Below are 26,116 nucleotides of genomic sequence, written 5' to 3' on the forward strand. Positions count from 1 at the left end.
CTCGCCATCCCCTCGACTTCCCCTGGACCCACCATGACCTCTGCTCAGGAAACCGGCGGCGACGTCCGTCTCTCCGGGATCAGCAAGACGTACGGCTCCTTCACCGCCGTACGGCCGCTCGACCTCACCGTGCCCCAAGGCTCCTTCTTCGCCCTGCTCGGGGCGTCCGGCTGCGGCAAGACCACCACGCTCCGCATGATCGCGGGCCTGGAGGAACCCAGCTCGGGGACCGTGCACCTCGGCGACCAGGACGTCACGGCCCTGCCGCCGTACAAGCGGCCCGTGAACACCGTCTTCCAGTCGTACGCGCTCTTCCCGCACCTGGACATCTTCGAGAACGTCGCCTTCGGGCTGCGCCGTCGCGGCATCAAGTCCGTCAAGGGCCGGGTCGGCGAGATGCTCGACCTGGTGCAGCTCGGTGAGCACGCCCGCAAGAAGCCGCACCAGCTCTCCGGCGGCCAGCAGCAGCGCGTCGCCGTCGCCCGCGCCCTCATCAACCACCCGAAGGTGCTCCTCCTCGACGAGCCGCTCGGCGCCCTCGACCTGAAGCTGCGCCGCCAGATGCAGCTGGAGCTCAAGCGCATCCAGACCGAGGTCGGCATCACCTTCGTGCACGTCACGCACGACCAAGAAGAGGCCATGACCATGGCCGACACCGTGGCCGTGATGAACGGCGGCCGTGTCGAGCAGCTCGGCGCCCCCGCCGACCTGTACGAGAACCCGCGGACCACGTTCGTCGCCAACTTCCTCGGCACGTCCAACTTCATCGAGGCGGATGTCGACGCGAGGAGCGGTGACGACATGGTCGTCAAGGCGGGCGACTGCAAGCTGACGCTGCCCGTCGCGCGATGTACCGGCCCCACCGCCACCGGCGGCAAGGTCCTCGTCGGCGTGCGCCCCGAGAAGATCTCCCTCAGCCACGCCGACGACGCGGGGCAGATCCCCGAGGGCCGCAACCGCATCACCGGACGCATCGCCGACAGCAGTTTCATCGGCGTGTCCACGCAGTACGTCGTCCGCAGCCCCGTCTGCCCGTCCTTCGAGGTGTACGCGCAGAACATCGAGCGCGACACCCGCCTCGTGCCCGGCGCCGAGGTCGTCCTGCACTGGAACCCCGCCCACACCTTCGCCCTCGACGCCGCCCAGGACGCCGAGGCGGGCGTCGAGAAGGTCGAGGAGGACGCCTCCGCATGACGACCGTGACCGACGCACCCCCGCCCCCACCGCCACCGTCGACGGCGCTCGCCCCGGAGGAGCCACCCGCCCGGAAGCCGCGCAGGCGCGGGCGGCTCGTCCCCTACTGGCTGCTGCTCCCCGGCATCCTCTGGCTCATCGTCTTCTTCGCGCTGCCGCTCGTCTACCAGGCGTCGACCTCCGTGCAGACGGGCTCCCTCGAAGAGGGCTTCAAGGTCACCTGGCACTTCGCGACGTACTGGGACGCGCTCACCGACTACTGGCCGCAGTTCCTGCGCTCGGTGCTCTACGCGGGCACCGCCACCGTCCTGTGCCTGCTGCTCGGCTACCCGCTCGCCTACCTCATCGCGTTCCGCGCGGGACGCTGGCGCAACGTCATCCTCGTCCTGGTCATCGCGCCGTTCTTCACCAGCTTCCTCATCCGGACGCTGGCGTGGAAGACGATCCTCGCCGACGGCGGCCCGGTGGTGGGCGCCCTCAACTCCCTGCACGTCCTCGACGTCACCAGCTGGCTGGGCGTCACGGCGGGCGACCGGGTCCTCGCCACACCCCTCGCGGTGATCTGCGGACTCACGTACAACTTCCTGCCGTTCATGATCCTGCCGCTCTACACCTCGCTGGAGCGCATCGACGGCCGGCTGCACGAGGCCGCGGGCGACCTCTACGCCAAGCCGTCGACCACCTTCCGCAAGGTGACCTTCCCCCTCTCCATGCCCGGCGTCGTCTCCGGAACGCTGCTCACCTTCATTCCCGCGGCCGGTGACTACGTCAACGCCGACCTGCTCGGATCCACCGACACCCGCATGGTCGGAAACGTCATCCAGACGCAGTTCCTGCGCATCCTGGACTACCCGACGGCCGCCGCGCTCTCCTTCATCCTCATGGCCGCCATCCTCTTCATGGTGACCTTCTACATCCGCAAGTCGGGGACGGAGGATCTCGTCTGATGACCGCCTTCTTCCGCTGGTTCCGGCGCAATCTCGTCGTCATCGCGGGCCTGCTGACGCTCGCCTACCTGCTCCTTCCGAACATCGTCGTCACGGTCTTCTCCTTCAACAAACCGAAGGGCCGCTTCAATTACTCGTGGCAGGAATTCTCGCTCGACGCGTGGAAGGACCCGTGCGGTGTCGCCGACATGTGCGGGTCGCTCTCGCTGAGCCTGCAGATCGCCACCTGGGCGACGATCGGCGCGACCGTGCTGGGCACGATGATCGCCTTCGCGCTCGTGCGCTACCGGTTCCGGGCGCGCGGCGCCATCAACTCGCTGATCTTCCTGCCGATGGCGATGCCCGAGGTGGTCATGGCCGCCTCGCTGCTCACGCTCTTCCTCAACATGGGCGCCCAGCTCGGCTTCTGGACCGTCCTCATCGCCCACATCATGTTCTGCCTCAGCTTCGTGGTGACCGCCGTCAAGGCGCGCGTCATGTCGATGGACCCGCGCCTGGAACAGGCCGCGCAGGACCTCTACGCCGGTCCCGTGCAGACGTTCCTGCGGGTGACGCTGCCGATCGCCGCACCCGGCATCGCGGCGGGCGCGCTGCTCGCCTTCGCGCTGTCCTTCGACGATTTCATCATCACGAATTTCAACGCGGGCTCGACCGTGACCTTCCCCATGTTCGTCTGGGGATCGGCGCAGCGGGGCACGCCCGTTCAGATCAATGTGATCGGTACGGCGATGTTCCTCGTCGCCGTCCTGCTCGTACTCTCCGGAATGCTCGTCGGCAAGCGCCGCAACAAGCAGTCCCGGTAATCCAAGCAATTGATGAAGGAGTGGAAATCATGGCCCCTGGTGCCATGACCCGTTTCACCGAGTCCCTCTCCGACGCCAAGCCGGTGTCCTTCTGGCTCGACGACCCCGGCAGGCCCGCCCCCGAGCCCGCCCTCACCGGCGACGAGCGGTGCGACCTGCTCGTCGTCGGCGGCGGGTACAGCGGTCTGTGGACCGCGCTCATCGCCAAGGAGCGCGACCCGAGCCGCGACGTCGTCCTCGTCGAGGGCCGCGAGGCGGGCTGGGCCGCCTCCGGCCGCAACGGAGGCTTCTGCGCCGCCTCCCTCACCCACGGCATCGCCAACGGCCTGTCCCGCTGGCCCGGCGAGATCGAGAAGCTGGAAGAGCTCGGCGCGCGCAACCTCGACGAGATCGAGGCGGCCGTCAAGCGCTACGCCATCGACTGCGACTTCGAGCGCACCGGTGAGATCGACGTCGCCACCGAGCCGCACCAGATGGACGAACTCCGCGAGATGTACGCGGAGATGGCCGAGCACGGCCTCGCCGAGGGCTCCGAGCTCCTGGACGCGGACGCGCTGCGCGAGCACGTCGACTCGCCGACCTTCCTCGGTGGCCTCTGGGACCGCCAGGGCGTCGCCATGCTGCACCCGGCGAAGCTCGCGTGGGGCCTGAAGCGGGTCTGCCTGGAGAAGGGCGTACGCGTCTACGAGCACACGCCCGCGCTCGAACTGGCCTCAGCCGGTGCCGGAATGGCGATCCGCACGCCGTACGGCAGGGTCTTCGCCCGCCACGTCGCGCTCGCCACGAACGTCTTCCCCTCGCTGGTCAAGCGCATGCGCCCGTACACCGTGCCGGTCTACGACTACGCGCTGATGACCGAGCCGCTGACCGACGAGCAGCTGGCGGCGATCGGCTGGAAGAACCGCCAGGGCCTCGGCGACAGCGCCAACCAGTTCCACTATTTCCGGCTCTCCGCCGACAACCGCATCCTGTGGGGCGGCTACGACGCGATCTACCCGTTCGGCGGGAAGGTGCGCGCCGAGTACGACGACAGGCCGGAGACGTACGCGAAGCTCGCCGGGCACTTCTTCGCGTGCTTCCCGCAGCTGGAGGGGGTCCGTTTCACGCACGCGTGGGGCGGCGCGATCGACACGTGCTCGCGGTTCTCGGCGTTCTTCGGCACGGCCCACAAGGGGCGTGTCGCGTATGCGGCGGGCTACACGGGCCTCGGTGTCGGGGCGTCCCGGTTCGGCGCCGACGTCATGCTCGACCTGCTGTCGGGCGAGCGGACGGAGCGTACGGACCTCGAGATGGTGCGGACGAAACCGCTGCCGTTCCCGCCCGAGCCGTTCGCGTGGGCCGGTGTCGCGCTGACCAAGTGGTCGCTGGCCCGGTCCGACGCCAACGGCGGCAGGCGGAACCTGTGGCTGAAGACGATGGACAAGCTGGGGCTCGGCTTCGACAGCTGAGGATTCACCCTCGAAACCGCGTAATGCTCCGGCCCGTGGCCTCTCTCCCCTGTGACGCGCATGTTGCCGCACAGGGAAGGAAGGTCTTGTCATGACTGGCTCGGGTGACGCGGGGGCGAGGTCGGCGCGGTCGGCGATCGAATGGCTGGTGTCGGTGGCGCCGGATCCGGACGCCTGCCGCTGGGAGTGGGAGCGCAACCCCCTGGGGGTCGCGCTCCTGCCGGCGGGCCGGCGCTGGGACGTGCTGATCCTGCCCGGCGAACTCGGCTACCCCACGCTCGACGTGCTGACCCGCTGCGTCGACCGCCCCGGCCCCGTGCTCGCCGACTTCGGCGACGAACGCATGGGGTTCTTCGTGCCGCCGGGCACGGTGTCCCGGTGGCTGGGCACGGGGGTGCGCGGCGCGGGGCGCGGCACCTGGGTCGTCGTGCCCTATCCGGGCCGTGCCGCGGGCGGCGTCCGCTGGCTGGTCCCGCCGGACGGCTCGGGGACGCTGACCGACCCCGGCGTCCTCGAACTCGCGATGCACGAGGCGGCGGCACGTCTCGCGGGCGACGGCCAGGACGGGGAGACGTGAGGGCGGCCGGAAGCCTGCTGCGGGCCCGCACTGTCGGAAACCTTGACAACTTGATTGGTCTGGACCAAGTTGTGCGCGACCCGCCCTCCTGTTCCCCCCATGCCCGGAGGCAGTTGTGGATCGCTCTTCGTTGCCCCGCACAAGCCCCGCCGCCCGCGTGAGACGTGCCGCCGTGGTCGCCGTCGCGGCCTGCGCGCTCGCCGCGTCCGGTCTCCTCTCCACCCGCGCCGCGGCGGCCCCCGAACCCCGGGACACCGGACCGCGGGCCGCGACCGCCGACCACGCCCTCGTCGGCTATCTGCACACCAGCTTCGCCAACGGCTCCGGCTACACCCGGCTCGCCGACACCCCCGACAGCTGGGACATCATCGACCTCGCCTTCGGTGAACCCACCTCCGCCACCTCGGGCGACATCCGCTTCGACCTGTGTCCCAAGTCGGAGTGCCCGAACGTCGAGACGAAGGACGAGTTCAAGGCCGCGATCAAGGCCAAGCAGGCGGCGGGCAAGAAGGTCCTGATCTCCATAGGCGGCCAGAACGGCCAGGTCCAGCTCAAGACGGCGCAGGCCCGCGACACCTTCGTCGCGTCGGTCTCGAAGATCATCGACGAGTACGGGCTCGACGGCCTGGACATCGACTTCGAGGGCCACTCGCTCTCGCTCAACGCCGACGACACCGACTTCAAGAACCCGAAGACACCGGTGATCGTCAACCTCATCTCGGCGGTGAAGACCCTCAAGGCCAGGTACGGGCCGGGCTTCACGCTCACCATGGCGCCCGAGACCTTCTTCGTGCAGCTCGGGTACCAGTTCTACGGCACGGGGAAGTGGGGCGGCCAGGACCCTCGTGCGGGCGCGTACCTGCCGGTCATCCACGCCCTGCGCGACGACCTGACGCTGCTGCACGTCCAGGACTACAACTCGGGGCCGATCATGGGCCTGGACAACCAGTACCACTTCATGGGCGGCGCGGACTTCCACGTCGCCATGACCGACATGCTGCTCACCGGCTTCCCCGTGGCGGGCGACAAGAACAACGTCTTCCCGCCGCTGCCGCCCCGCAAGGTCGCCATCGGCATGCCCGCCTCCGTCCACGCGGGCAACGGCCACGTGTCCACGGGTGAGGTCAACAAGGCCCTGGACTGCCTCACCAAGGGCAGCAACTGCGGCACGTACAAGACTCACGGGACCTGGCCGGACCTGCGCGGCCTCATGACGTGGTCGATCAACTGGGACCGCTTCGACAACTGGGAGTTCTCGAAGAACTTCGACCGGTACTTCGGCTGACCACCAGCACCACCGCCCGAAGCAGCACCGCGGCCAGGCACCAGCTCGCCACCACGTCCAACGGCCAGTGGTAGCCCCGCCGCACCAGCCCGAACCCCACTGCCACGTTCAACAGGCAGCACCCGATGACCAGTTCGCGACGGCCGTACGCGCCACGGAGCAGCGGCAGCAGGAGCAGGACCGCCGCTCCGTAGGCGACGGCGGCCGTCGCCGCGTGGCCGGAGGGGAAGTAACCGTCGCCCGCCATGCCGGGCGGGCCCGTACGCCCGATCACCGCCTTGAGCGGCACCACCAGCACGGGCACCGCCGCCATCGCGACCAGCGCGGCGACCGCGGGCAGCCACCACCGGAACGCACCGCCGCGCCGCGCCCGCCAAGCGGTGTACGCCGCCACGGCCACAAGCACCGGCACGGCCACCGTGGCGTTGCCGAGATCGGCGAGGAACTCGGCGGCACGGTCCGGCAGCCGGCTCCCGGTGAGGGCGCGCCCCACGCGCTCGTCGGCGCGGCGCAGCGGCCCGTCGGCGACGACCTGCCAGGTCAGCAGCGCGAAGAGGAGGACGCTCGGCGCCAGGGTGAGGACCGGCCGTCGCGGGGCCGGGGTTGCAGACATGCGCTACAGCCTGGCACGGCGGCAGGCCCCCACCGGTCCGGCGACTCAGTGCTCGTGGTCGCAGCACTTGGTCCGCAGCTGCTTGCCCGTCCGGGCCCACTGCTCGCGCTCCGCGGCCGTCACCCGCACCGCGGGCACCGCCGACACCAGGTCGCTCACCTCGTACGGGACGCCGCCGCGCATCACCGACACCGTGCGCACCAGTGAGTCGAAGTCCGCGAACGGGTCGCCGTCGACCACCACCAGGTCGGCGAGCTTGCCCACCTCCAGCGTGCCGAGGTCCCGGTCGAGACCGAAGATCCGCGCGGGCGCGGAGGTCGCCGTGCGCAGCGCCTCGGAGACCGAGTAGCCGCCGCGCCTCAGCGCGCGCAGACCGATGTGGACGCCCAGGCCGGTCGGGATGCCCGGCGAGTCCGTGCCGAGGGCGATCAGGCCGCCGCCGGTCGTGATCCTGCGGTAGATGTCGGTCTCCCGCGCCATCGTCGCCAGCTGCGCCTCGGTGGGCGGCTGCGCGGCCAGGCTCCGCACCTGGGCCGTCTCCCACGGGGGCATCAGCCGGGTGACCCGCTCGTCGTCGGCGAGGCCCGGCGCCGCGCCGATCAGGGGCGTCGCCGAGAACGGCGTGGCGACGAGGTGGAAGTCGCCGGTGGCGGTGTAGATCTCCGTCACGTCCTGGTACGCGAGCTCGCCCGCGGACGTCGCGTGGCCGAACTCGGCGCGCTGGGTGGCCTGGAGGTGCGTCGTCAGGTCCTGGCCGAGCTGGATGCCGGGGGAGAGGTTGTGGCTGCCGCAGCGCACGCCCATCTCCTCGTGCGCGAAGCGAGCCGCCTCCTCCATCACCCAGGCGGGGGCGCGGACGTACGTCTTGACGAAGTCCCAGTCCAGGGCCTTGCCCCGGGAGAGTGTCAGGCGAAGGCCCTCGCGCGTCGCGTGGACGCGGTTGTCCCACGCGACGCGCGACCCGTCGAGGACCTCGCTCGCCGTGACGAGCCGGGGACCGGTCAGCTCCCCGGAGGCGGTGGCCTCGCGCAGCCTCGCCCCCTCGTAGCCGGAACCGCCCATCGACATGGCGCTGGTGACGCCGTAGGAGAGGAACAGGGCGGACTGACGGCCGCCGTAGACGGCCGGCTGCGGGTGCATGTGCGTGTCCCACAGGCCGGGGATCACGGTCTGTCCGGAGGCGTCGACACGGCGGCCCGCCGCGCGCCCGGCGCGGTGCGGCGCGACGTCCGTGACACGGCCGCCCCGGATGGTCACGTCGACGTCCTCGCGGACGCTGTCGTCGCCCCCGGAGCCGTCCCAGAAGCGGCCCGCGTGGAGGACGGTGTCCTCGGGCGCGGGTCGCCGGGTGGTGAGCGGCAGCTTGACCGTACGGACACTGCCGTCCGCCACGGTCAGGAGCCGGAGGCGGCCCGCGGAAAGGTACAGGACGTGGCCGCTGTCGCCCGACCAGGTGGGATGGTCGGCGGCCTCCGCGGGGAAGACGCGGGGTTTGCCGTCCGGGGTGCCGTCGGCGTCCACGGGCAGCAGCCACAGCGCGGACTCGACGACCGCGGCCATGTGACGGCCGTCGGGGGACCAGACGGGGCCGTTGCTGTTGCGGTCGGAGATGGAGGTGTGGGGCGCCACGGCGTGGGTCCGGGCGGAGCCGTCGGCCGTGTCGATGACGCGGATCAGGTTGTAGCCCTCGCGGAAGCGCTGGTTGACGCGGTTGCGGAAGCTGACGGCGACGTGGCGGCCGTCGGGGGACCAGCTGGGCCTCCCGGACAGCTCACCGCCGGGCGGACTGGTCGCGAGCACCTTCTCCTCGCCGGTCCGCAGATCCCGTACCAGCAGGTTCGTCGCGAGGTCGAAGCAGGCGAGGCGGTGGCCGTCGGGGGAGAGCGCCGCCTGGATGCGCCCGCCGGACGCGAGGACGGTCTCCTTGCCGGTGTCCAGGTCACGTCTGCGGATCGCGGGCATGCCGTCGCGGTCGTCGGAGAACAGCAGCGCCTTGCCGTCGGGCGTCCAGGCTGCCGCGTAGAGGTACCCGGTGGCCTTGGCCCGCGTCACCCTGCGCGGCGCCCTGCCGCCCGAGACGTCGCCCACCCAGAGGGAGTTGAGCGCGGTGAAGGCGACCCGCTTGCCGTCGGGCGACAGCACGGGCAGGTCGTAGGCGCGCACGGGGCGGCTCGCCGTGTCGGACAGGTCGAACGTCTTGAGCCGGTAGTCCGGTCGGTCGACGGGCAGCGGCGCGGTGAAGGGGATGTCCTTCCGCGTGCCGGGATCGTCGGCGCGTACGACGGTGAAGTGGCCGTCGACCGTGAGGAGCAGCTCCTTCGCGGAGATCCAGCGGGGCGGCGCGGGCTCCACGTCGCCGCCGACCGCGACCGCCTTGCCGTCCACGACGAGGGCGCAGGAGGCGTTCGGCGCCGCGGTCGTGCGCAGGTACGCCAGGGTGCCGGTCGAGGAGACGGCGGGCACGAAGATCTGGGCGGTGGTGGGGTCGGTGTGCTCCACGGTCACCGCGCCGCTGCCGTCGGCGGCCACGGACGCGATCGTGCGGGCGTCCAGCGCGCCCGACCTCACCGCGGCGCGGACGAACAGCACCCGCTTGCCGTCCGGCGACCAGACGGGGTCGAAGTCCTCCCACGCGCCGTCCTGCTCGGGACCGGACTGGCCGGGCCGCCCGGTGAGCCGGGTCAGCTCGCCGGTCGCGAGGTCGAGGACCCAGATGCGGAAGGGGGCACCCGTGACGGGGTCGCCGCCCCGCTCGGAGGCGAACGCGATCCGCTTGCCGTCGGGCGACCAGGCCGGGCCGCGGTCGTCCCACGGGCCGTCGGTGCGCTGGGTGAGCTCGGAGCCGTCCGGCTTCAGCGTCCAGATGTGGAAGTTGCCGGTGCGGAACGCGCAGACGGCGATCAGCCGGCCGTCGCCGGTGTGCACCGGACGCGTCGGCTCCAGGTCGGCGGGGGTGAGCGGCACGGCGTCGCCGCCCGTGCGCGGCAGGGACCACAGCACGCCCTGCACCTCGGCGACGAGCCGGTCGCCCGCGAGGGAGGCGGCGCCGTTGGTGGTGGCGGTGAAGCGCAGCCGGGTCGCGGCGGCCGTCTCACCACCGGGGGCCGCAGCGGCGGCGTGGGCGCTGCCGAGGCCCGCGAACGCGCCCGTCGTGGCAGCGGCACCGACGGCCGTCGTCGTCTGCAGGAAACGGCGGCGCGATATGTAGGGGATGCTCAACTGTACTCCCGCGTGGGCCTGTTGGTGCGCTGACGGCGACCGGGAAGGACGCTCCGCGATCTTCACGCAGCGGTGGGGCGGCGAGGAGTGCTGTGCAGGATCACGCCGAAAACGACCTGTCTCGCGCAGGAAGGCGCGTTATACAGGGAGTTGTGAGAACCCATGCGCCGACCGGCGGCGCGGCCGAGCCGCTCGCGGCGGATCCGGGCCTCGACGGACTGGACCTGCGCATCGTGAGCGCGCTGCAGATCGAGCCGCGGGCCTCGTGGGCGAAGGTCGGCAGCGTGCTGGGCGTGGACGCCGTCACCGTCGCGCGCCGCTGGAACCGGCTGCGGGCGGCGGGCCTCGCCTGGGTGACGGCGTACGAACCGGGGCCCGCGCAGGGCCGCCTCGCCGTCGTCGAGGTGGAGTGCGCGGGCAACCCCCTGGAGGTGGCCGACTCGCTCGTCGGCGACCAGGAGTGCCAGACGCTCGACCTCGCGTCCGGCGGGCGCGACCTGCTCGTCGGCGTCTGCGCGCACGACGAGGTGGCGCTTGCCGACTACCTCCTGAAGCGCCTCGGCACCGGACCGCAGATCCGGGCGGTGCGCACCCAGCTCGTCACGTCCTTCGTCCGGGAGGCGGGTGACTGGCGGCTCGGGGAGCTGCCCGCGGACCAGGCGGCCCGGTTCACGGAGCACGGCGCGCGCGAACCGGGCGCCCCGGTCGCGCCGACCGGCCTGGAGCGCGCGGTCCTCGCGGCCCTGCGCGAGGACGGGCGGATGCCCGCCACCACGATCGCGGCCCGCACGGACGTCCCCGTGCGCCGGGCACGCGAGGTCGTGCAACGCCTGCTCCGGCACCGGCGGGTGGCACTGTGGACGGACGTCGCCCGCGCGAAGTGCGGGCGGTCCGTGCAGGCCTGGTTCTTCCTCCAGGTCCCGGCGCGGCGCCTCGCGGGGGTCGCGGCCCGTCTCGCCCGCCTGGACGAGGCACGCCTGGTGGTCACCACCGTCGGCACGTACAACCTGGCGGTCTGTGTCTGGATGCGTGAACTCGCCGACGTCACGCGGCTGGAGGCGCGGATCGAGGACGGTCTGGAGGGCGTACGGATCGCGGACCGCTGCATCACGCTGCGGACGGCGAAGCGGGCGGGCAACCTGCTGGACGCGCAGGGCCGGAGAACCGTCCGGGCGAGCTGAGCGGGAGTGTCAGGGTCTCGGCCCCGACATGCCGAAGGGCCGGCGCAAGGGGGGGAGTGCGCCGGCCCTTCGGTGGCCGACCGGCCCGGACTGTCCGAGGGGACCTGCTCACGCGGGTCCGTCGGGGGGAGTCTCCGAAGCGGTCTTCCGGATCGGGGGGCCGCGCGCCCCGGGGGGTGTGGGGCGGGCGGCCGTCCGATCGGTGAGGAGTTCCGGAGCTCAGGGCTCCGGCCGTGTGCGCTAGGCACTACCAGGACGGGGCTGGGGAGGCTCCGCCGTGGTGCCGCTCACAGTCCCCTGTGAGCGGGGTGTTTCTCTCATCTGCAGAAACCGTACGGCAGCGGATGGCGGGCCGACAGCCGGAACGGCAACCCGTCATGGGGCCCGCACACCTTCTTCACACGCCCCGACGGTCACACCCGGCCGGGGACGCTCAGACGCGGGCGAAGGCGCCCTCGATGATGTCCAGGCCCTCGTTCAGCAGGTCGTCGCCGATGACCAGCGGCGGCAGGAACCGCAGGACGTTGCCGTACGTGCCGCAGGTCAGCACGAGCAGGCCCTCCGCGTGGCAGGCCTTGGCCAGCGCGGCGGTCGCCTCGGGGTTCGGCTCCTTGGTCGTACGGTCCTTGACCAGCTCGATGGCGATCATCGCGCCGCGGCCGCGGACGTCGCCGATGATGTCGAACTTCTCGGCCATGGCGGAGAGCCGGGCCTTCATGACCGACTCGATGTTCTTCGCCTTGGCGTTGAGGTCGAGCTCCTTCATGGTCTCGATGGCGCCGAGCGCACCGGCGCAGGCCACCGGGTTGCCGCCGTAGGTGCCGCCGAGGCCGCCCGCGTGCGCGGCGTCCATGATCTCGGCGCGGCCCGTCACGGCGGCGAGCGGCAGACCGCCCGCGATGCCCTTGGCGGTGGTGATGAGGTCCGGGACGATGCCCTCGTCCTCACAGGCGAACCACTGGCCCGTGCGGCAGAAGCCGGACTGGATCTCGTCGGCCACGAAGACGATGCCGTTGTCGTTGGCGAACCGCACGATCTCCGGCAGGAAGCCCTTCGAGGGCTCGATGAAGCCGCCCTCGCCGAGCACCGGCTCGATGATGATCGCGGCGACGTTCTCGGCGCCGACCTGCTTGTTGATCATGTCGATGGCCTGCTTGGCGGCCTCGGGACCGGCGTTCTCGGCACCCGTCGGCCAGCGGTAGCCGTACGCCACCGGGACGCGGTACACCTCGGGGGCGAACGGGCCGAAGCCGTGCTTGTACGGCATGTTCTTGGCGGTCAGCGCCATCGTGAGGTTGGTGCGGCCGTGGTAGCCGTGGTCGAAGACGACGACGGCCTGGCGCTTGGTGTGCGCACGCGCGATCTTCACGGCGTTCTCGACGGCCTCGGCGCCGGAGTTGAACAGCGCCGACTTCTTCGCGTGGTCACCCGGCGTGAGCTCCGCCAGCGCCTCGGCGACGGCGACGTAGCCCTCGTACGGCGTGACCATGAAACAGGTGTGGGTGAAGTCCCGCAGCTGGGCGGAGGCCCGGCGCACGACGGCCTCGGCGGAGGCGCCCACGGACGTCACGGCGATGCCGGAGCCGAAGTCGATCAGACGGTTGCCGTCGACGTCCTCGATGATGCCGCCGCCCGCGCGGGCGGTGAAGACGGGCAGCACGGAGCCCACGCCACCGGCTACCACGGCGGTACGGCGGGCCTGCAGCTCCTGCGACTTCGGACCGGGGATGGCGGTGACGACGCGGCGCTCCTGCGGAAGGGCAGTCATGAGGGGCTCCTGTTGCTGACGGGGGTGGGGCGACGATACGGACGCTCTACTGCTTTCTTCGCAGGTTAGGGGCGGCACCAGGGGGTGGGCATGCTCCATGGGGGAGTCGTTCGACGCGGCGGTTGTCCGTGGTGGACATAGCGGAGAGCTCATCGCCGGGCGCGTATCCGGTGAGCTCGCCCCGCAGGGGCACTAGATTGACCCGCGAAACAAGAGAGCGGCAGGCCAGGGGGCAAGAATCGTGGATTCCGACGGCACGCAGGACGCGCAGGGCACGCATGCGACGCCGGTGCCGCGCCCGGCGTCGCCACCGACCGGGTCCGTACCGCCCCCGCAGGGACCCGCCACGCCACCACAGGGCGCGCGCGGCCCGGTGTCCGGTCTGCCGCCCCGGCCCGCGCAGGCCCCCGGAGCGCCGCCGCTGCCCGACGGGGCCGCCTTCCTCGCCTGGCTGCGCGCGCCGCGCCCCGACGCCCTGCCCGGCATCTGGCGGTTCGCGCACAAGCCGCGGCCCGCCCAGGAACCCGACACCGTGCCGACCCGGCAACTGCTCAGCGGCGCCCTGATCTCGTTCCTGGTCGGCTGGCTCATCTGGTCGCTGCTGTGGAACGGGTACCTGGGCGGCTGGTGGGTCCTGCCGATCGAACTGTTCCTGCCCGACGCCTGGCTCTACACCGGCGACAAGGTCGGCAACGCCGTCGTCTGGTACGGCTACTACACCCTCATCGCGTTCGCCATCATGATCGGCGTCGGCAGGCTCGGCCGCTGGGGCGAGGTCTGGCGCCGCTTCGTCGCCCCCCGGCTGCGCCGCCCCGACGCGCCCCCGCCGCCGCCCGCCCCCGAGGACGACCCCGTCCGCTGGCCGCAGCTGCGGGCCGCGGGCGCGGAGGCCGCCGCCGACCGGCTCGCCGCCGACGCGCGGGCCGGACTGATGCGGGACGTGGACCACGCGCGGATCGCGCGGGCCTGGCGGTCCGTGCGCACCGGCCACAGCCCCCTGCACGTCTTCACCGACGCCGTCGTGCGCGACGGCGCCCGCGCCTGCCCGCACCCCTCGGGTGACAGGGACCTGCCCGCGCGGGCCGCCCGGCACGACCTCGCCACCGCGCAGGTGCGGATCGGCACGACCGCCGACGACCCCCGCAACCCCTACGCCTACCGCGGCACCGGGCTCGCCCTCGGCCCCGACCTGCTCGGCACCTCCCTGCTCGCCGTCGGCCCCGGCGGCTCCGGCAAGACCGGCCGCGTGGTCTGGCCCATCGCCGAGTCCCTGTGCCTGGGCGCACTCGCCGGGCGGGCCGCCGTGGTCGTCGTCGGCGCGGCGGGCGCGGGGCTCGGGCCCGCCGAGGACTACGACGTGATCGTCCGGATCGGACAGCCCGACTCCGTGTACGACCTCGACCTGTACGGCGGCACCAACGACCCCGACGAAGCCGCCGCCGTCCTCGCCGAGGCCCTCGTCGGCGACCTCGTCGACCCGCACCCCAGCGGTGACAGCCGCCGCTCCACGACCTGCCTCGCCCAGCTCCTCGGCCCCTTCCTCGCCGTCCACCGGCGCTTCCCCTCGGTGCCCGAGCTGCGCGCCCTGCTCGACGGAGCGCCCGGCCCGCTCGCCGCCCTGCGCAAGGCACTCCAGTCCGCCGGGCACGACGCGATGATCAGGGAACTCGACGCCCGCGAACGCCAGTTGGGCCACCCCGGCGACCCGGGCGCGGTCCTCGCCGACCGCATCGCACTCCTGGACCGGCCCGCCTTCGCGCCGTTCTTCGACACCTCGGGGCGCAGTACCCCGTTCTCGTTGCGCGCCCTCGACCACCCCGTACGGGTCCGCATCGACCTCCCCGAGCGCGGGCACGCCGACGCCTCGCGGATCCTGGCCCGCCTCGTCCTCGCCCAGTTCACGGCGGTCGCCGCGGGACGCGAGGACCGCTCCCTCTTCGCCTGCCTCGTCCTGGACGACGCGTCGGGCACGATCACCCCGGAATCCGTACGCCGGGTCCAGCGGCTGCGGTCCGCCAACGCGGGCGTCGTCATGACTCTGCGTACGCTCGACGACGTACCCCGTCCGCTGCGCACACCGCTGCTCGGCGCGATCGGCTGCCGCATGGCGCTCTCCGGGCTCACGCCGTGGGACGGCCAGGACTTCGCGGAGGTCTGGGGCAAGGAGTGGACAGAGGCCCGCGATGTGACCGACCGGCAGATCATCGCCGAGACCCCGCTCGGCAAAACCGTGCACATGCTGCGCCGCGTCATCACCGGCAACGCGCCGACGGCCCGCGCCGTCACCGTCCGTCAGGTCGAGCGCGAGCGGTGGTCCGCTTCCGAGCTGGCGCACGGGGTGCCGCCGGGGCACGCCGTGCTGTCCCTGACGGACGTACGCGGGGAGCACGCGCCCCCGCTCCTGGTCGACCTGCGCTCCTGAAGCGGCACGGGGCGCGGCCTGAAGCGGCGTGGACGGGGCACCCGGTAGGTCCGGCGCGGGACCGGCGCGCAGGACGCGCCGGGTCACCCCCTCCGGATCACACGTACGGGGAGTTCGGTCTCTGCCGCACCATACGGTGAGGCAGAATCGACACAGGTCGTTCATACGGACCGGCCAAAAGATCCACATCCGGCGCCCGCGAACCGGGGGCCGGAGAACCAACCCATCCGCCCCGCCTGCCGCAGACCTGAAGGTCCCATGCCGCCCACGCTCGCCTCGCTCGTCCACCACTCCGCGCTCAAGCTGACCGTGCGCGCGGGCGAGGACCGCCTGGACGCCCCCGTGCGCTGGGCGCACGCCAGCGAGCTCGCCGACCCCGTCCCCTACATGGAGGGCGGCGAACTCCTCCTGATCACCGCGCTCAAGCTGGACGCGGAGGACCCGGACGCCATGCGGCGGTACGTGAAGCGGCTGGCCGGCGCCGGAGTCGTCGGGCTCGGTTTCGCCGTCGGCGTGCACTACCCCGACATCCCGAAGGCCCTCGTCGACGCCGCGACCGACGCCGACCTGCCGCTCATCGAGGTGCCGCGGCGCACCCCGTTCCTCGCCATCAGCAAGGCCGTGTCCGCCGCCATCGCCGCCGAGCAGTACCGCGCCGTGACGGCGGGCTTCGCCGCCCAGCGCGAGCTGACCAAGCAGGCGCTGAGCGACGGCCCCGAGGGGCTGCTCCTCGCGCTCGCCGGACAGGTCGACGGGTGGGCCGCGCTGTACGACGCGTCGGGCGCCGTGGTCGCCGCCGCGCCGGAGTGGGCCAACCGCAGGGCCGCGCGGGTCACCGCCGACGTGGAACGCCTCAGGGAGCGTCCAGCGCCCGCCAGTTCCGTCGTCGCGGGCGCCGAGGACCGCGTGGAGCTGCACTCCCTCGGCACGGGACGCAGGCCGCGCGCGGCGCTCGCCGTCGGTACGGCGTCGACCCTCGGCACCGCCGAGCGCTACGCGGTCCACTCCGCCATCGCCCTCCTCACCCTCACCACCGAGCGCTCCCGCTCCCTGCACGCCGCCGAGCAGCGGATCGGCGCGGCGGTCCTGCGGATGCTGCTCGCGGGGGAGCCCGACCACGCGCGAACGGTCGCCGGCGAACTGTACGGAAGCCTCCTCGACGCCCCCTTTCGCCTGGTCGTCGCGCAGGTCGCGTCGGCGTCCGCGGCGCGGGTGCGGGCGGGCGCGGAGGAGAACGGCGAGGGCGCGGCCGACGCGATGCCCGGCACCGCGTCCGCCGCGGTGCTCGCCGCGGTGGCCGACGCCTCCGGGAACGGCGATCCGCTCGCCGGCCTCGTCGACGTCGTCGAAGCGGCGGCCGCGCGCTCCGGCGAGGCACTGCTCGTCGTCCCCTACGGGGAACGGCTCGTGCTGCTCGTCGTGGACGGGGGCGCGGGAGTGCGGGCGTGCGCGGAGTACGCGGCGGCGCTGGAGGCGGGCCGGCTGACGGCAGGACGCGATACGTCCACCTCGGGAGAGGAGGGCGAACTGGTGATGGGCCTGTCCGCGCCGGCCGGACCGATCGCCGCGGCGACGGCGTACAAACAGGCGGAGCAGGCGCTGTCCGTCGCACGGCGTCGGGGCCGCGCGCTGGTCGAGCACGAGGAGCTGGCCGCGGGTTCCGTCCTGCCGCTCCTCGCGGACGACGCGGTACGGGCGTTCGCGGACGGCCTCCTCCGCGCCCTGCACGAACACGACGCGACGGGCCGCGGCGACCTGGTCGCCTCCCTCCGCGCCTGGCTCTCCCGCCACGGCCAGTGGGACGCGGCCGCAGCGGACCTGGGCGTCCACCGCCACACCCTCCGCTACCGCATGCGCCGGGTCGAGGAGATCCTGGGCCGCTCCCTGGACGACCCGGACGTCCGCATGGAGCTGTGGCTCTCCCTGAAGGCCACATCAACGAACTCGGACTGAGCCACGCCCGACCAGGGGCGCGGGGAACTGCGCGACGAGCCCCCCCGGCCCGCGGACGAGGAGCGCCCGGCCCCGGCGGAGCCGAGCCCCAAGGGCGACGGCGACACATACAAAGCGGCACAAGGCCCCCGGCCAGCACTCCGCACAGGACAAACGTCGACGCCCACCCCTACCCCTACCGTGAGGGACGTACGTACCCCCAGACACACCCCCGCGGAAGGGCCGGAATCGACATGACTTCCATCCACGCCTTCTGGCTCGCCGGTCGCCAGACCACCGGCGAGACCACCTTCGACGTCACCTCGCCCTGGGACGGCCGGGTCGTCGGCAAGGCCGCCGTCCCGACCGACGCCCAGGTGGAGGAAGCCGTCGCCGCCGCGTACGCCGTGCGTGACGAGTTCGCCGCCACCCCGGCCCACGTCCGCGCCGCCGCCCTCATGCACGTGTCGAACCGCCTGGTCGAGCGCACCGAGGAGATCGCCCAGCTGATCTCCGCCGAGAACGGCAAGCCGATCAAGTGGGCCCGAGGAGAGCTCGGCCGTGCCGTCTCCGTCTTCCGGTTCGCCGCTGAGGAGGCCCGCCGCTTCAACGGCGGCGAGGCCCAGCGCCTCGACACCGACGCCGGCGGCCAGGGCCGTCTCGCCCTGACCCGCCGCTTCCCCAAGGGCGTCGTCCTCGGCATCGCGCCGTTCAACTTCCCGCTGAACCTCTGCGCGCACAAGGTCGCCCCGGCCATCGCCGTCGGCGCGCCGATCATCCTCAAGCCGGCCCCGGCCACCCCGCTCTCCGGCCTGATCCTCGGCGAGCTGCTCGCCGAGACGGACCTGCCGGCCGGTTCGTGGAGCATCCTGCCGGTCGCCAACGACAAGATGCCCGCCCTCGTCCAGGACGAGCGGATGCCGGTCATCTCCTTCACGGGTTCCGAGAAGGTCGGCTACGCGATCATGGACTCGGTGCCGCGCAAGCACTGCACTCTGGAGCTCGGCGGCAACGGCGCGGCCGTCGTCCTCGGCGACTGGTCCTCCGACGAGGACCTCGACTGGGCCGCCTCGCGCATCGCCACGTTCTCCAACTACCAGGGCGGCCAGTCCTGCATCTCCGTGCAGCGGGTCATCGCGGACGCGTCCGTGTACGACCGGCTCGTGCCGCGCGTGGTCAAGGCCGTCGAGGCCCAGGTCACCGGCGACCCGTCCGACCCGGCGACCGAGGTCGGCCCGCTCGTCAACGAGGACGCCGCGAAGCGCGTGGAGTCCTGGGTCGACGAGGCGGCGAAGGCGGGCGCCAAGATCCTGACCGGCGGCAAGCGCGACGGCGCCTCGTACGCGCCGACCGTCCTCGCCGACGTACCGGCCGACACCACGATCGCCTGCGAGGAGGTCTTCGGCCCCGTCCTCACCCTGAAGAAGGTGAACGGCGAGACCGAGGCGTTCGACGCCGTCAACGACTCCAAGTACGGCCTCCAGGCGGGCGTCTTCACGCACGACCTGCAGACCGCCTTCCGCGCGCACCGCGAGCTCGAGGTCGGCGGCGTGGTCATCGGCGACGCCCCCTCCTACCGCGCCGACCAGATGCCGTACGGCGGCGTGAAGCAGTCCGGCGTGGGCCGTGAGGGCGTGCGCTTCGCGATGGACGACTACACGTACGAGCGCGTCATGGTCCTGACGGGCCTCGCCCTGTAGGACCGAGCGTCCCGAGACCGGCCGCGTCCGAGACCGGCCGCGTCCGAGACCAACGGCCGGAGCCCACTGTGCGGGGGCTCCGGCCGTTGTCGTACACCCCGCCCCGCCTCCGTGAGCCCGCCTGGTGGTGCTGACACCAGGCTCGGCACGCTCTCCCCACCCGCCTCCCCGCGCCCCCACCGTGGTCCCCATGGACCGACACACCACCCTCGTCACCGGCGCGACCCAGGGCCTCGGCCGCGGCATCGCGCTCGACCTCGCCACCCGCGGCCACGCCGTCCTCCTGCACGGCCGCGACCGGACCCGGCTCGACGCCGTCGCGGCGGAGGTGCGCAAGCACGCGCCGGGCGCCCCCGTCCGCACCTACCTCGCCGATCTCGCCGACCTCGACCAGGTGCGCGCGCTGGCCGCCGAGATCTCCGCCGCCGAACCCCGGCTCGACGGGCTCGTCAACAACGCCGTCGCGGGCGGCGGCGCCGAGCCCCTCCGGCGGGAGTTCAGCGCCCAGGGCCACGAGCTGCGGTTCGCCGTGAACCACCTCGCGCCCTACGCACTCGTCCGCGGCCTGCTGCCCCTGCTCACCGCGTCCGCGCCCGCCCGCGTCGTCAACGTGGCCTCCATCGGGCAGGAAGCGGTGGACTTCGACGACGTCATGCTGGAGCACGGCTATGAGGGGCTGCGCGCCTACTGCCGCAGCAAGGTCGCCATGATCATGACGACCTTCGAGCTCGGCGTCGAACTGGAAGGCACCGGCGTCACCGTGAACGCCCTCCATCCGGCGCACCTGATGGACACGGAGGGCGTGCGGGCGTACGGCCTCGCCCCGCTCGTCGGCGTGGAGGAAGGGGTGCGGCCCACCGTGCGGCTCCTCGTCGATCCCGAACTCGACGGCACGACCGGCCGCTACTTCGACCAGTACACCGACACGCGCGCCCACGAGCAGGCGTACGACACCGGGGCGAGGGCACGCCTGATGGAGCTGACCCACCGTCTCCTCGGCCTTCCCCGGTGGAGCGATGGCTGCGCGAGGACTGGCAGGAGCGGGGCGAATCGGGTACCAACGATCCAGTAGCACCAGTCAGTAACCGACCGGGTCACGATCGGGCCGACCGGCCCGACGGCCCCACTCCGCGGCGAGGTGAGCTCCTCATGTCCGCACCAACCTCCAAACCGTCCGTGAGCGAACGCGAGGCCCGGCAGGTCGCCGAGGCCGCCCGCGAGCAGGACTGGCGCAAGCCCAGCTTCGCCAAGGAACTCTTCCTCGGGCGATTCCGGCTCGACCTCGTCCACCCGCACCCGATGCCGCCCGACGAGGACGCGCAGCGCGGCGAGGAGTTCCTCGCCAAGCTCCGCGACTTCTGCGAGACGAAGATCGACTCAGCGCGCATCGAGCGCGAGGCGAAGATCCCCGACGAGGTGCTCAACGGCCTCAAGGAGCTCGGCGCCCTCGGCATGAAGATCGACACGAAGTACGGCGGACTCGGTCTCACGCAGGTGTACTACAACAAGGCCCTCGCCCTGGTCGGCTCCGCCAACCCGGCGGTCGGCGCGTTGCTCTCCGCGCATCAGTCGATCGGCGTACCGCAGCCCCTGAAGATCTTCGGCACGCAGGAGCAGAAGGACGCGTTCCTGCCGCGCTGTGCCCGTACCGACATCACCGCGTTCCTGCTCACCGAGCCCGACGTCGGCTCCGACCCGGCGCGCCTCGCCACCACGGCGGTGCCCGACGGCGACGACTACGTGCTCGACGGCGTGAAACTGTGGACCACGAACGGCGTCGTCGCCGACCTGCTGGTCGTCATGGCGCGGGTGCCGAAGTCCGAGGGACACAAGGGCGGCATCACCGCGTTCGTCGTCGAGGCGGCGTCCGAGGGCGTCACCGTGGAGAACCGCAACGCGTTCATGGGCCTGCGCGGCCTGGAGAACGGTGTGACCCGCTTCCACAACGTACGGGTCCCCGCCGCCCACCGCATCGGATCCGAGGGCGCCGGCCTCAAGATCGCGCTCACCACCCTCAACACCGGGCGGCTCTCGCTGCCCGCCATGTGCGTCGGCGCGGGCAAGTGGTGTCTGAAGATCGCCCGCGAGTGGTCGGCCGCCCGGGAGCAGTGGGGCAAGCCCGTCGCGTTCCACGAGGCGGTCGGCTCGAAGATCTCCTTCATCGCGGCGACGACGTTCGCGCTGGAGGCCGTCCTCGACCTGTCCTCGCAGATGGCCGACGAGGACCGCAACGACATCCGCATCGAGGCGGCCCTCGCCAAGCTGTACGGCTCCGAGATGGCGTGCCTGATGGCCGACGAGCTCGTCCAGATCCGCGGCGGCCGCGGCTTCGAGACCGCCGAGTCCCTCGCGGCCCGCGGCGAACGCGCCGTCCCCGCCGAGCAGGTCCTGCGCGACCTGCGCATCAACCGCATCTTCGAGGGCTCCACCGAGATCATGCACCTGCTGATCGCCCGCGAAGCGGTGGACGCCCACCTGAAGGTCGCGGGCGACCTCATCGACCCCGACAAGACCCTCTCCGACAAGGCGAAGGCGGGCGCGCGGGCCGGCGGCTTCTACGCCAAGTGGCTGCCGAAACTGGTGGCGGGGCCGGGGCAACTCCCGCGCTCGTACGCCGAGTTCCACCCCGAGGGCCACGCCGACCTCTCCGGTCACCTGCGCTACGTCGAGCGGAGTGCCCGCAAGCTGGCCCGCTCCACCTTCTACGCCATGTCCCGTTGGCAGGGGAAGATGGAGACCAAGCAGGGCTTCCTCGGCCGGATCGTCGACATCGGCGCCGAACTGTTCGCGATGAGCGCGGCGTGCGTACGCGCCGAACTCCTGCGCACCACCGAGGACCACGGACGCGAGGCGTACCAACTGGCCGACGCCTTCTGCCGCCAGTCCCGCATCCGGGTCGAGGAACTCTTCGGCCGGCTGTGGACCAACACCGACGACCTGGACCGCAAGGTCGTCAAGGGCGTTCTGTCGGGGACGTACACCTGGCTGGAGGAAGGGGTCGTCGACCCCTCCGGTGACGGCCCGTGGATCGCGGACACCGCGCTGCCCGCGACGCCGCGGCCCGATGTGCGCAGGGTGATCGAGGAGCAGTGATCCGGCATGGTGGCGGCGGTCAGCCGAGCGCCGGCTGGTGCAGGGCCGCGAGCGCGCCGTCGATGGCGCGCGGCTGCGGTTTCCCCGAGGCGTCCGGCTTGTTCCACCGCACGAGGTTGACGGCGAGAGTCATCTGACGCCGGCCGTCGGCACTGGTCCGGGACGTCGTCCCGGCGCCCCGGACCGTGCCCTCGTGCCCCCCCGTACACGCGGCCGCCCCGGAGCCTCGGTCCGCGTCGGGCCGAACCCGTAGTCGAGCGTTTCGCCCGCCGTCCAGAACGCGCACTGGGCCCGTGCGCTGCATCTGCGCGAGGGACTTCCGGTCGACGACACGGCCGTCGATCAGCTCGCGGAAGAAGTGGTCGAGGTCCGCGACGGTCGACCCGTGTCCCGGCCGGGAACGACGTGTCGCGCACTCCGGGGGCGTCGCGCTTGCGGGCTCCAAGCGGCCGGTGCGGCCGTTGCGGCCATGTTCGGGGAGCACCCGTGCCGAGATCGTCCGCCGTCCGTCCCGCCTTGAAGACGCGCCGCCCGGCGCCAACCCCGGTAAATCGTTTGGAGCGGGGGCGCGGCGCTCCTACGGTGACCCGGTGATGACCCAGGTGATCGTTCTCAACGGTGGTTCCAGTTCGGGGAAGACCGGGATCGTGCGGTGTCTGCAGTCGGTCCTGCCGGAGCCGTGGCTGGCCCTCGGCGCCGACACGCTGGTCGCCGCGATGCCCGCGTCCCTGCGGTCCTCGGACGGCGGCATCGAGTTCGCGGCCGACGGCACGGTGAGCGTGGGGGAGGAGTTCCGGACCCTGGAGGCGGCGTGGATCGAGGGGGTCGCCGCGATGGCCCGCGCGGGTGCCCGCATCATCGTCGACGAGATCTTCCTCGGCGGCGGGGAGTCGCAGCGGCGCTGGCGGAAGGCCCTGGACGGGCTGCCGGTGCTCTGGGTCGGCGTCCGGTGCGACGCCGCGGTCGCCGAGGCCCGCGGGATCGCCCGCGGTGACCGGGCCGCCGGGATGGCCGCGTCGCAGGCCGAGGTGGTCCACCGCGGCATGGTCTACGACCTGGAGATCGACACCGCGCACACCGAGTCGATGGAGTGCGCGCGGACCATTGCTGCCGCCGTGTGACCCAGCCCACAATGGGCGGACCGGCCGGCGAGCCAGGGAGGGGTCATCATGTCCGTCCTCAGGCTGGACCGGCTCACCGGCAGGATCATGCGCGCGGGCGAGGGCCGGATGCTGCGCAGGCTCGAACGCGTCAGGGACCAGGTCAACTCCGTCGAGGGCGAGATCGAGCGGCTCTCCGACGCCGAACTCCGCGCTTCAACCGACGAGTACAAGGAGCGGTACGCCGACGGGGAGAGCCTCGACGCGCTGCTCCCGGAGGCCTTCGCGACCGTCCGCGAGACGGCACGGCGCGTCCTCGGCATGCGCCACTTCGACGTCCAGGTCATGGGCGGCGCGGCCCTCCACCTCGGCAACATCGCGGAGATGCAGACGGGCGAGGGGAAGACCCTCTCCGCCACGCTGCCCGCGTATCTGAACGCCCTCACCGGCAAGGGGGTCCACCTCGTCACGGTCAACGACTACCTGGCCGAGCGCGACGCCCGCTGGATGGGCCGCGCCTACCGATTCCTCGGTCTGACCGTCGGTGTCATCAAGGCGGACATGAGCCCGGACGAACGCCGTGCCGCGTACGCCTGCGACATCACGTACGGCACGAACAACGAATTCGGCTTCGACTACCTGCGCGACAACATGGCCTGGTCGAAGAGCGAACTGGTGCAGCGCGGGCACCACTTCGCGATCGTCGACGAAGCGGACTCCATCCTCATCGACGAGGCCCGCACTCCTCTGATCATCTCGGGCCCGGCCGACCAGCCGACGCACTGGTACGCGTTCTTCGCCGACGCCGTCCGCAGAATGCGGGGCGTCGCGATCCAGGAAGAGAAGTACACGGCGCCGCAGCGCAAAATGGAACTCGCGGAACTGCGCGCCGCGTACGACTACGAGTACGACCCGAAGAAACGCACCGTGGCCGTACTGGACAGCGGCGTCGAATTCCTCGAGGACCAGCTGGGCATCGACAACTTCTACGACTCCGCCCACACCTCGCTCATAGGTCAGCTGCACAACGCTCTCAAGGCGAAGGAACACTTCAAGAAGGACAAGGACTACGTCGTCACCGACGGGGAAGTCCTGATCGTCGACGAGCACACCGGACGCATCCTCGCGGGACGCCGCTACAGCGAAGGCGTCCACCAGGCCATCGAGGCCAAGGAGGGCGTGGAGATCAAGGACGAGAACCAGACGCTCGCCACGATCACCCTCCAGAATTTCTTCCGCCTCTACGAAAAACTCGCCGGAATGACCGGCACGGCCATGACGGAAGCCGCCGAATTCCACCAGATCTACCAACTCCACGTCGTGCCGATCCCCACCAACAAGCCGATGATCCGGGCCGACCGGCCCGACGTGATCTACCGCGACGAGTCCGTCAAATTCGAGGCGGTCGTCGCCGACATCATCGAGCAGCACGGCACCGGCCAGCCGATCCTGGTCGGCACCGTCTCCGTCGCGAAGTCCGAGCACCTCTCCGCCCTGCTCACCCGGCGCGGCGTCCCGCACGAGGTGCTCAACGCCAAGAACCACCTGCGCGAGGCGCAGATCGTCGCGCAGGCCGGCCGCAAGGGCGCCGTCACCGTCGCCACGAACATGGCGGGCCGTGGCACCGACATCATGCTCGGCGGAAACCCCGAGGCCATGGCCGAGGCGGAGCTCCGGGCGGACGGCCGCACCCCCGAGGACGCCCCGGACGGCTACCGCACGGCCCTCGACCGCATCGCCGCCGCGGCCGCCGCCGAGCACGACGAGGTCACCGCCCTCGGCGGGCTCTACGTCCTCGGCACCGAACGCCACGAGTCGCGCCGCATCGACAACCAGCTGCGCGGCCGCTCGGGCCGCCAGGGCGACCCCGGCCGCTCCCGCTTCTACCTCTCGCTCGGCGACGACCTGATGCGTCTGTTCCGCGCCGAACTCGTCGAACGCGTCATGCTCATGGCCAACGTCCCCGGTGACGTGCCCATCGAGAACAAGATGGTGACCCGCGCCATCGCCTCCGCACAGTCCCAGGTCGAACAGCACCACTTCGAGACCCGCAAGAACGTCCTCAAGTACGACGAGGTCCTCAACCGCCAGCGGGGCCTCATCTACCAGGAACGGCGCCGCGTCCTCGAGGGCGAGGACCTGCGCGAACAGATGCACCACTTCATGGCCGACACCATCGACGCGTACGTCGCCGCCGAGACCGCCGACGGCTTCGCCGAGGAGTGGGACCTGGAACGGCTCTGGACCGCCTGCCGCCTGCTCTACCCCGCCCGCGTCACCACCGACGACCTCGACCGGAAGGCGGGCGGTCGCGCCGAGGTCACCCCACTGCTGATCGCCGAGACCCTGACCGACGACATCCACGCCCGCTACGAGGAACGCGAGCGGGCCCTCGGCCCCGACGCCATGCGCGAACTGGAACGCCGCGTGGTGCTCTCCGTCCTCGACCGCAAATGGCGCGAGCACCTGTACGAGATGGACTATCTCCAGGAGGGCATCTGGATGCGCTCCTACCTCGGCAGGGACCCCCTGTTCGAGTTCCAGCGCGAGGGCTTCGACCTGTTCACCGCCATGATGGACGCCATCAAGGAGGAGTCCGTCGGCTACCTCTTCAACCTGGACGTCCGCGCCGAAAGCCTGGAGGCGCGCAAGACCGACGGCCAACTCCGCTTCAGCGCACCGACGATGGACACCGCGGAGGGCGTCCAGGAGGGCGAATTCGACACCCGCGACGACCTGCGCGACACGTCCCGCGACCACCCCCGTCACCCCTCCCGCGACGAGAAGGAGTGACCCCGATCGGGCACGCCCTGTCGGGCCGGGCCCGGGATACG

At 71.9% G+C, this 26,116-nt stretch carries 16 protein-coding genes and 1 pseudogene; 14 read left to right on the top strand and 3 right to left on the bottom strand.

Annotated features, from left to right (window positions below; genetic code table 11):
- The first annotated feature begins 33 nt into the window (after positions 1 to 33).
- The 6 genes and pseudogenes from DEJ47_RS27970 to DEJ47_RS27995 form a co-directional block, all read left to right on the top strand.
- Positions 34 to 1,194 (top strand): ABC transporter ATP-binding protein, encoded by a 1,161-nt coding sequence (locus tag DEJ47_RS27970; RefSeq protein ID WP_150172788.1) that lies wholly within the window; start codon positions 34 to 36, stop codon positions 1,192 to 1,194.
- A complete protein-coding gene (locus DEJ47_RS27975) occupies positions 1,191 to 2,141 on the top strand; it encodes an ABC transporter permease (protein ID WP_150172790.1) in 951 nt (316 codons plus the stop codon). The genes DEJ47_RS27970 and DEJ47_RS27975 overlap by 4 nt, the downstream gene beginning before the upstream one ends.
- Positions 2,141 to 2,944 (top strand): ABC transporter permease, encoded by an 804-nt coding sequence (locus tag DEJ47_RS27980; protein WP_150172792.1) that lies wholly within the window; start codon positions 2,141 to 2,143, stop codon positions 2,942 to 2,944. The genes DEJ47_RS27975 and DEJ47_RS27980 overlap by 1 nt, the downstream gene beginning before the upstream one ends.
- 29 nt (positions 2,945 to 2,973) lie before the next feature.
- Positions 2,974 to 4,392: an NAD(P)/FAD-dependent oxidoreductase gene (locus DEJ47_RS27985; protein ID WP_150172794.1), complete on the top strand. Its 1,419-nt coding sequence runs from the start codon at positions 2,974 to 2,976 to the stop codon at positions 4,390 to 4,392.
- A 91-nt stretch (positions 4,393 to 4,483) separates the two neighbouring features.
- The gene (locus DEJ47_RS27990; protein WP_150172796.1) at positions 4,484 to 4,969 is read left to right on the top strand and encodes a hypothetical protein; all 486 of its coding nucleotides are present in this window, start codon (positions 4,484 to 4,486) and stop codon (positions 4,967 to 4,969) included.
- Positions 4,970 to 5,246: 277 nt separating this feature from the next.
- Positions 5,247 to 6,254, top strand: a pseudogene (locus DEJ47_RS27995) (chitinase); the annotation flags it as partial.
- Here the strand turns inward: DEJ47_RS27995 and DEJ47_RS28000 are convergent.
- Positions 6,193 to 6,867, bottom strand: coding sequence for a phosphatase PAP2 family protein (locus DEJ47_RS28000; RefSeq protein WP_150172801.1), 675 nt, complete (start codon positions 6,865 to 6,867; stop codon positions 6,193 to 6,195). The pseudogene DEJ47_RS27995 and the gene DEJ47_RS28000 overlap by 62 nt on opposite strands.
- A gap of 45 nt (positions 6,868 to 6,912) precedes the next feature.
- Positions 6,913 to 10,086, bottom strand: a complete 3,174-nt coding sequence (locus DEJ47_RS28005) for an amidohydrolase family protein (RefSeq protein ID WP_150172803.1) — start codon at positions 10,084 to 10,086, stop codon at positions 6,913 to 6,915.
- 152 nt (positions 10,087 to 10,238) lie between these two features.
- Between DEJ47_RS28005 and DEJ47_RS28010 the strand changes: the two genes are divergently transcribed.
- Positions 10,239 to 11,267, top strand: a complete 1,029-nt coding sequence (locus DEJ47_RS28010; protein ID WP_150172805.1) for an Lrp/AsnC family transcriptional regulator — start codon at positions 10,239 to 10,241, stop codon at positions 11,265 to 11,267.
- A 433-nt stretch (positions 11,268 to 11,700) separates the two neighbouring features.
- Here the strand turns inward: DEJ47_RS28010 and gabT are convergent, their stop codons facing one another.
- Positions 11,701 to 13,035, bottom strand: a complete 1,335-nt coding sequence (gabT, locus tag DEJ47_RS28020) for a 4-aminobutyrate--2-oxoglutarate transaminase (protein ID WP_150172807.1) — start codon at positions 13,033 to 13,035, stop codon at positions 11,701 to 11,703.
- 241 nt (positions 13,036 to 13,276) lie between these two features.
- On the opposite strand from gabT, the gene DEJ47_RS28025 reads away from it, so the two are divergent.
- From DEJ47_RS28025 to secA, 7 genes are all read left to right on the top strand, one after another.
- Entirely contained in the window at positions 13,277 to 15,457 is a 2,181-nt protein-coding gene (locus DEJ47_RS28025; protein ID WP_150172809.1) for an ATP-binding protein, read from the top strand.
- Positions 15,458 to 15,715: 258 nt separating this feature from the next.
- Positions 15,716 to 17,410: a PucR family transcriptional regulator gene (locus DEJ47_RS28030; protein WP_150172811.1), complete on the top strand. Its 1,695-nt coding sequence runs from the start codon at positions 15,716 to 15,718 to the stop codon at positions 17,408 to 17,410.
- 233 nt (positions 17,411 to 17,643) lie between these two features.
- Positions 17,644 to 19,089: an aldehyde dehydrogenase family protein gene (locus tag DEJ47_RS28035; protein WP_150172813.1), complete on the top strand. Its 1,446-nt coding sequence runs from the start codon at positions 17,644 to 17,646 to the stop codon at positions 19,087 to 19,089.
- Positions 19,090 to 19,279: 190 nt separating this feature from the next.
- Positions 19,280 to 20,161, top strand: a complete 882-nt coding sequence (locus DEJ47_RS28040; RefSeq protein ID WP_150172815.1) for an SDR family NAD(P)-dependent oxidoreductase — start codon at positions 19,280 to 19,282, stop codon at positions 20,159 to 20,161.
- Positions 20,162 to 20,238: 77 nt separating this feature from the next.
- A complete protein-coding gene (locus DEJ47_RS28045) occupies positions 20,239 to 22,182 on the top strand; it encodes an acyl-CoA dehydrogenase family protein (RefSeq protein WP_150172817.1) in 1,944 nt (647 codons plus the stop codon).
- Positions 22,183 to 22,772: 590 nt separating this feature from the next.
- The gene (gene cpt, locus DEJ47_RS28050; RefSeq protein ID WP_165283573.1) at positions 22,773 to 23,303 is read left to right on the top strand and encodes a chloramphenicol phosphotransferase CPT; all 531 of its coding nucleotides are present in this window, start codon (positions 22,773 to 22,775) and stop codon (positions 23,301 to 23,303) included.
- 48 nt (positions 23,304 to 23,351) lie between these two features.
- Positions 23,352 to 26,075 carry a preprotein translocase subunit SecA gene (secA, locus tag DEJ47_RS28055; protein WP_150172819.1) on the top strand — a complete coding sequence of 908 codons (2,724 nt, stop codon included), beginning with the start codon at positions 23,352 to 23,354 and terminating at the stop codon, positions 26,073 to 26,075.
- The last annotated feature ends 41 nt before the right edge of the window (positions 26,076 to 26,116 follow it).

Origin of the sequence: Streptomyces venezuelae (assembly GCF_008642355.1) — a bacterium.
In the GTDB taxonomy this organism is placed as follows: domain Bacteria; phylum Actinomycetota; class Actinomycetes; order Streptomycetales; family Streptomycetaceae; genus Streptomyces; species Streptomyces venezuelae_B.

Excerpts from the sequence above, each read along its gene's own strand:
- DEJ47_RS27970 (WP_150172788.1), top strand. The coding sequence starts at position 34 with ATGACCTCTGCTCAGGAAACCGGCGGCGACGTCCGTCTCTCCGGGATC.
- DEJ47_RS27975 (WP_150172790.1), top strand. The coding sequence starts at position 1,191 with ATGACGACCGTGACCGACGCACCCCCGCCCCCACCGCCACCGTCGACG.
- DEJ47_RS27980 (WP_150172792.1), top strand. The coding sequence starts at position 2,141 with ATGACCGCCTTCTTCCGCTGGTTCCGGCGCAATCTCGTCGTCATCGCG.
- DEJ47_RS27985 (WP_150172794.1), top strand. The coding sequence starts at position 2,974 with ATGGCCCCTGGTGCCATGACCCGTTTCACCGAGTCCCTCTCCGACGCC.
- DEJ47_RS27990 (WP_150172796.1), top strand. The coding sequence starts at position 4,484 with ATGACTGGCTCGGGTGACGCGGGGGCGAGGTCGGCGCGGTCGGCGATC.
- DEJ47_RS28000 (WP_150172801.1), bottom strand. The coding sequence starts at position 6,867 with ATGTCTGCAACCCCGGCCCCGCGACGGCCGGTCCTCACCCTGGCGCCG.
- gabT (WP_150172807.1), bottom strand. The coding sequence starts at position 13,035 with ATGACTGCCCTTCCGCAGGAGCGCCGCGTCGTCACCGCCATCCCCGGT.
- DEJ47_RS28030 (WP_150172811.1), top strand. The coding sequence starts at position 15,716 with ATGCCGCCCACGCTCGCCTCGCTCGTCCACCACTCCGCGCTCAAGCTG.
- DEJ47_RS28035 (WP_150172813.1), top strand. The coding sequence starts at position 17,644 with ATGACTTCCATCCACGCCTTCTGGCTCGCCGGTCGCCAGACCACCGGC.
- DEJ47_RS28040 (WP_150172815.1), top strand. The coding sequence starts at position 19,280 with ATGGACCGACACACCACCCTCGTCACCGGCGCGACCCAGGGCCTCGGC.
- DEJ47_RS28045 (WP_150172817.1), top strand. The coding sequence starts at position 20,239 with ATGTCCGCACCAACCTCCAAACCGTCCGTGAGCGAACGCGAGGCCCGG.
- secA (WP_150172819.1), top strand. The coding sequence starts at position 23,352 with ATGTCCGTCCTCAGGCTGGACCGGCTCACCGGCAGGATCATGCGCGCG.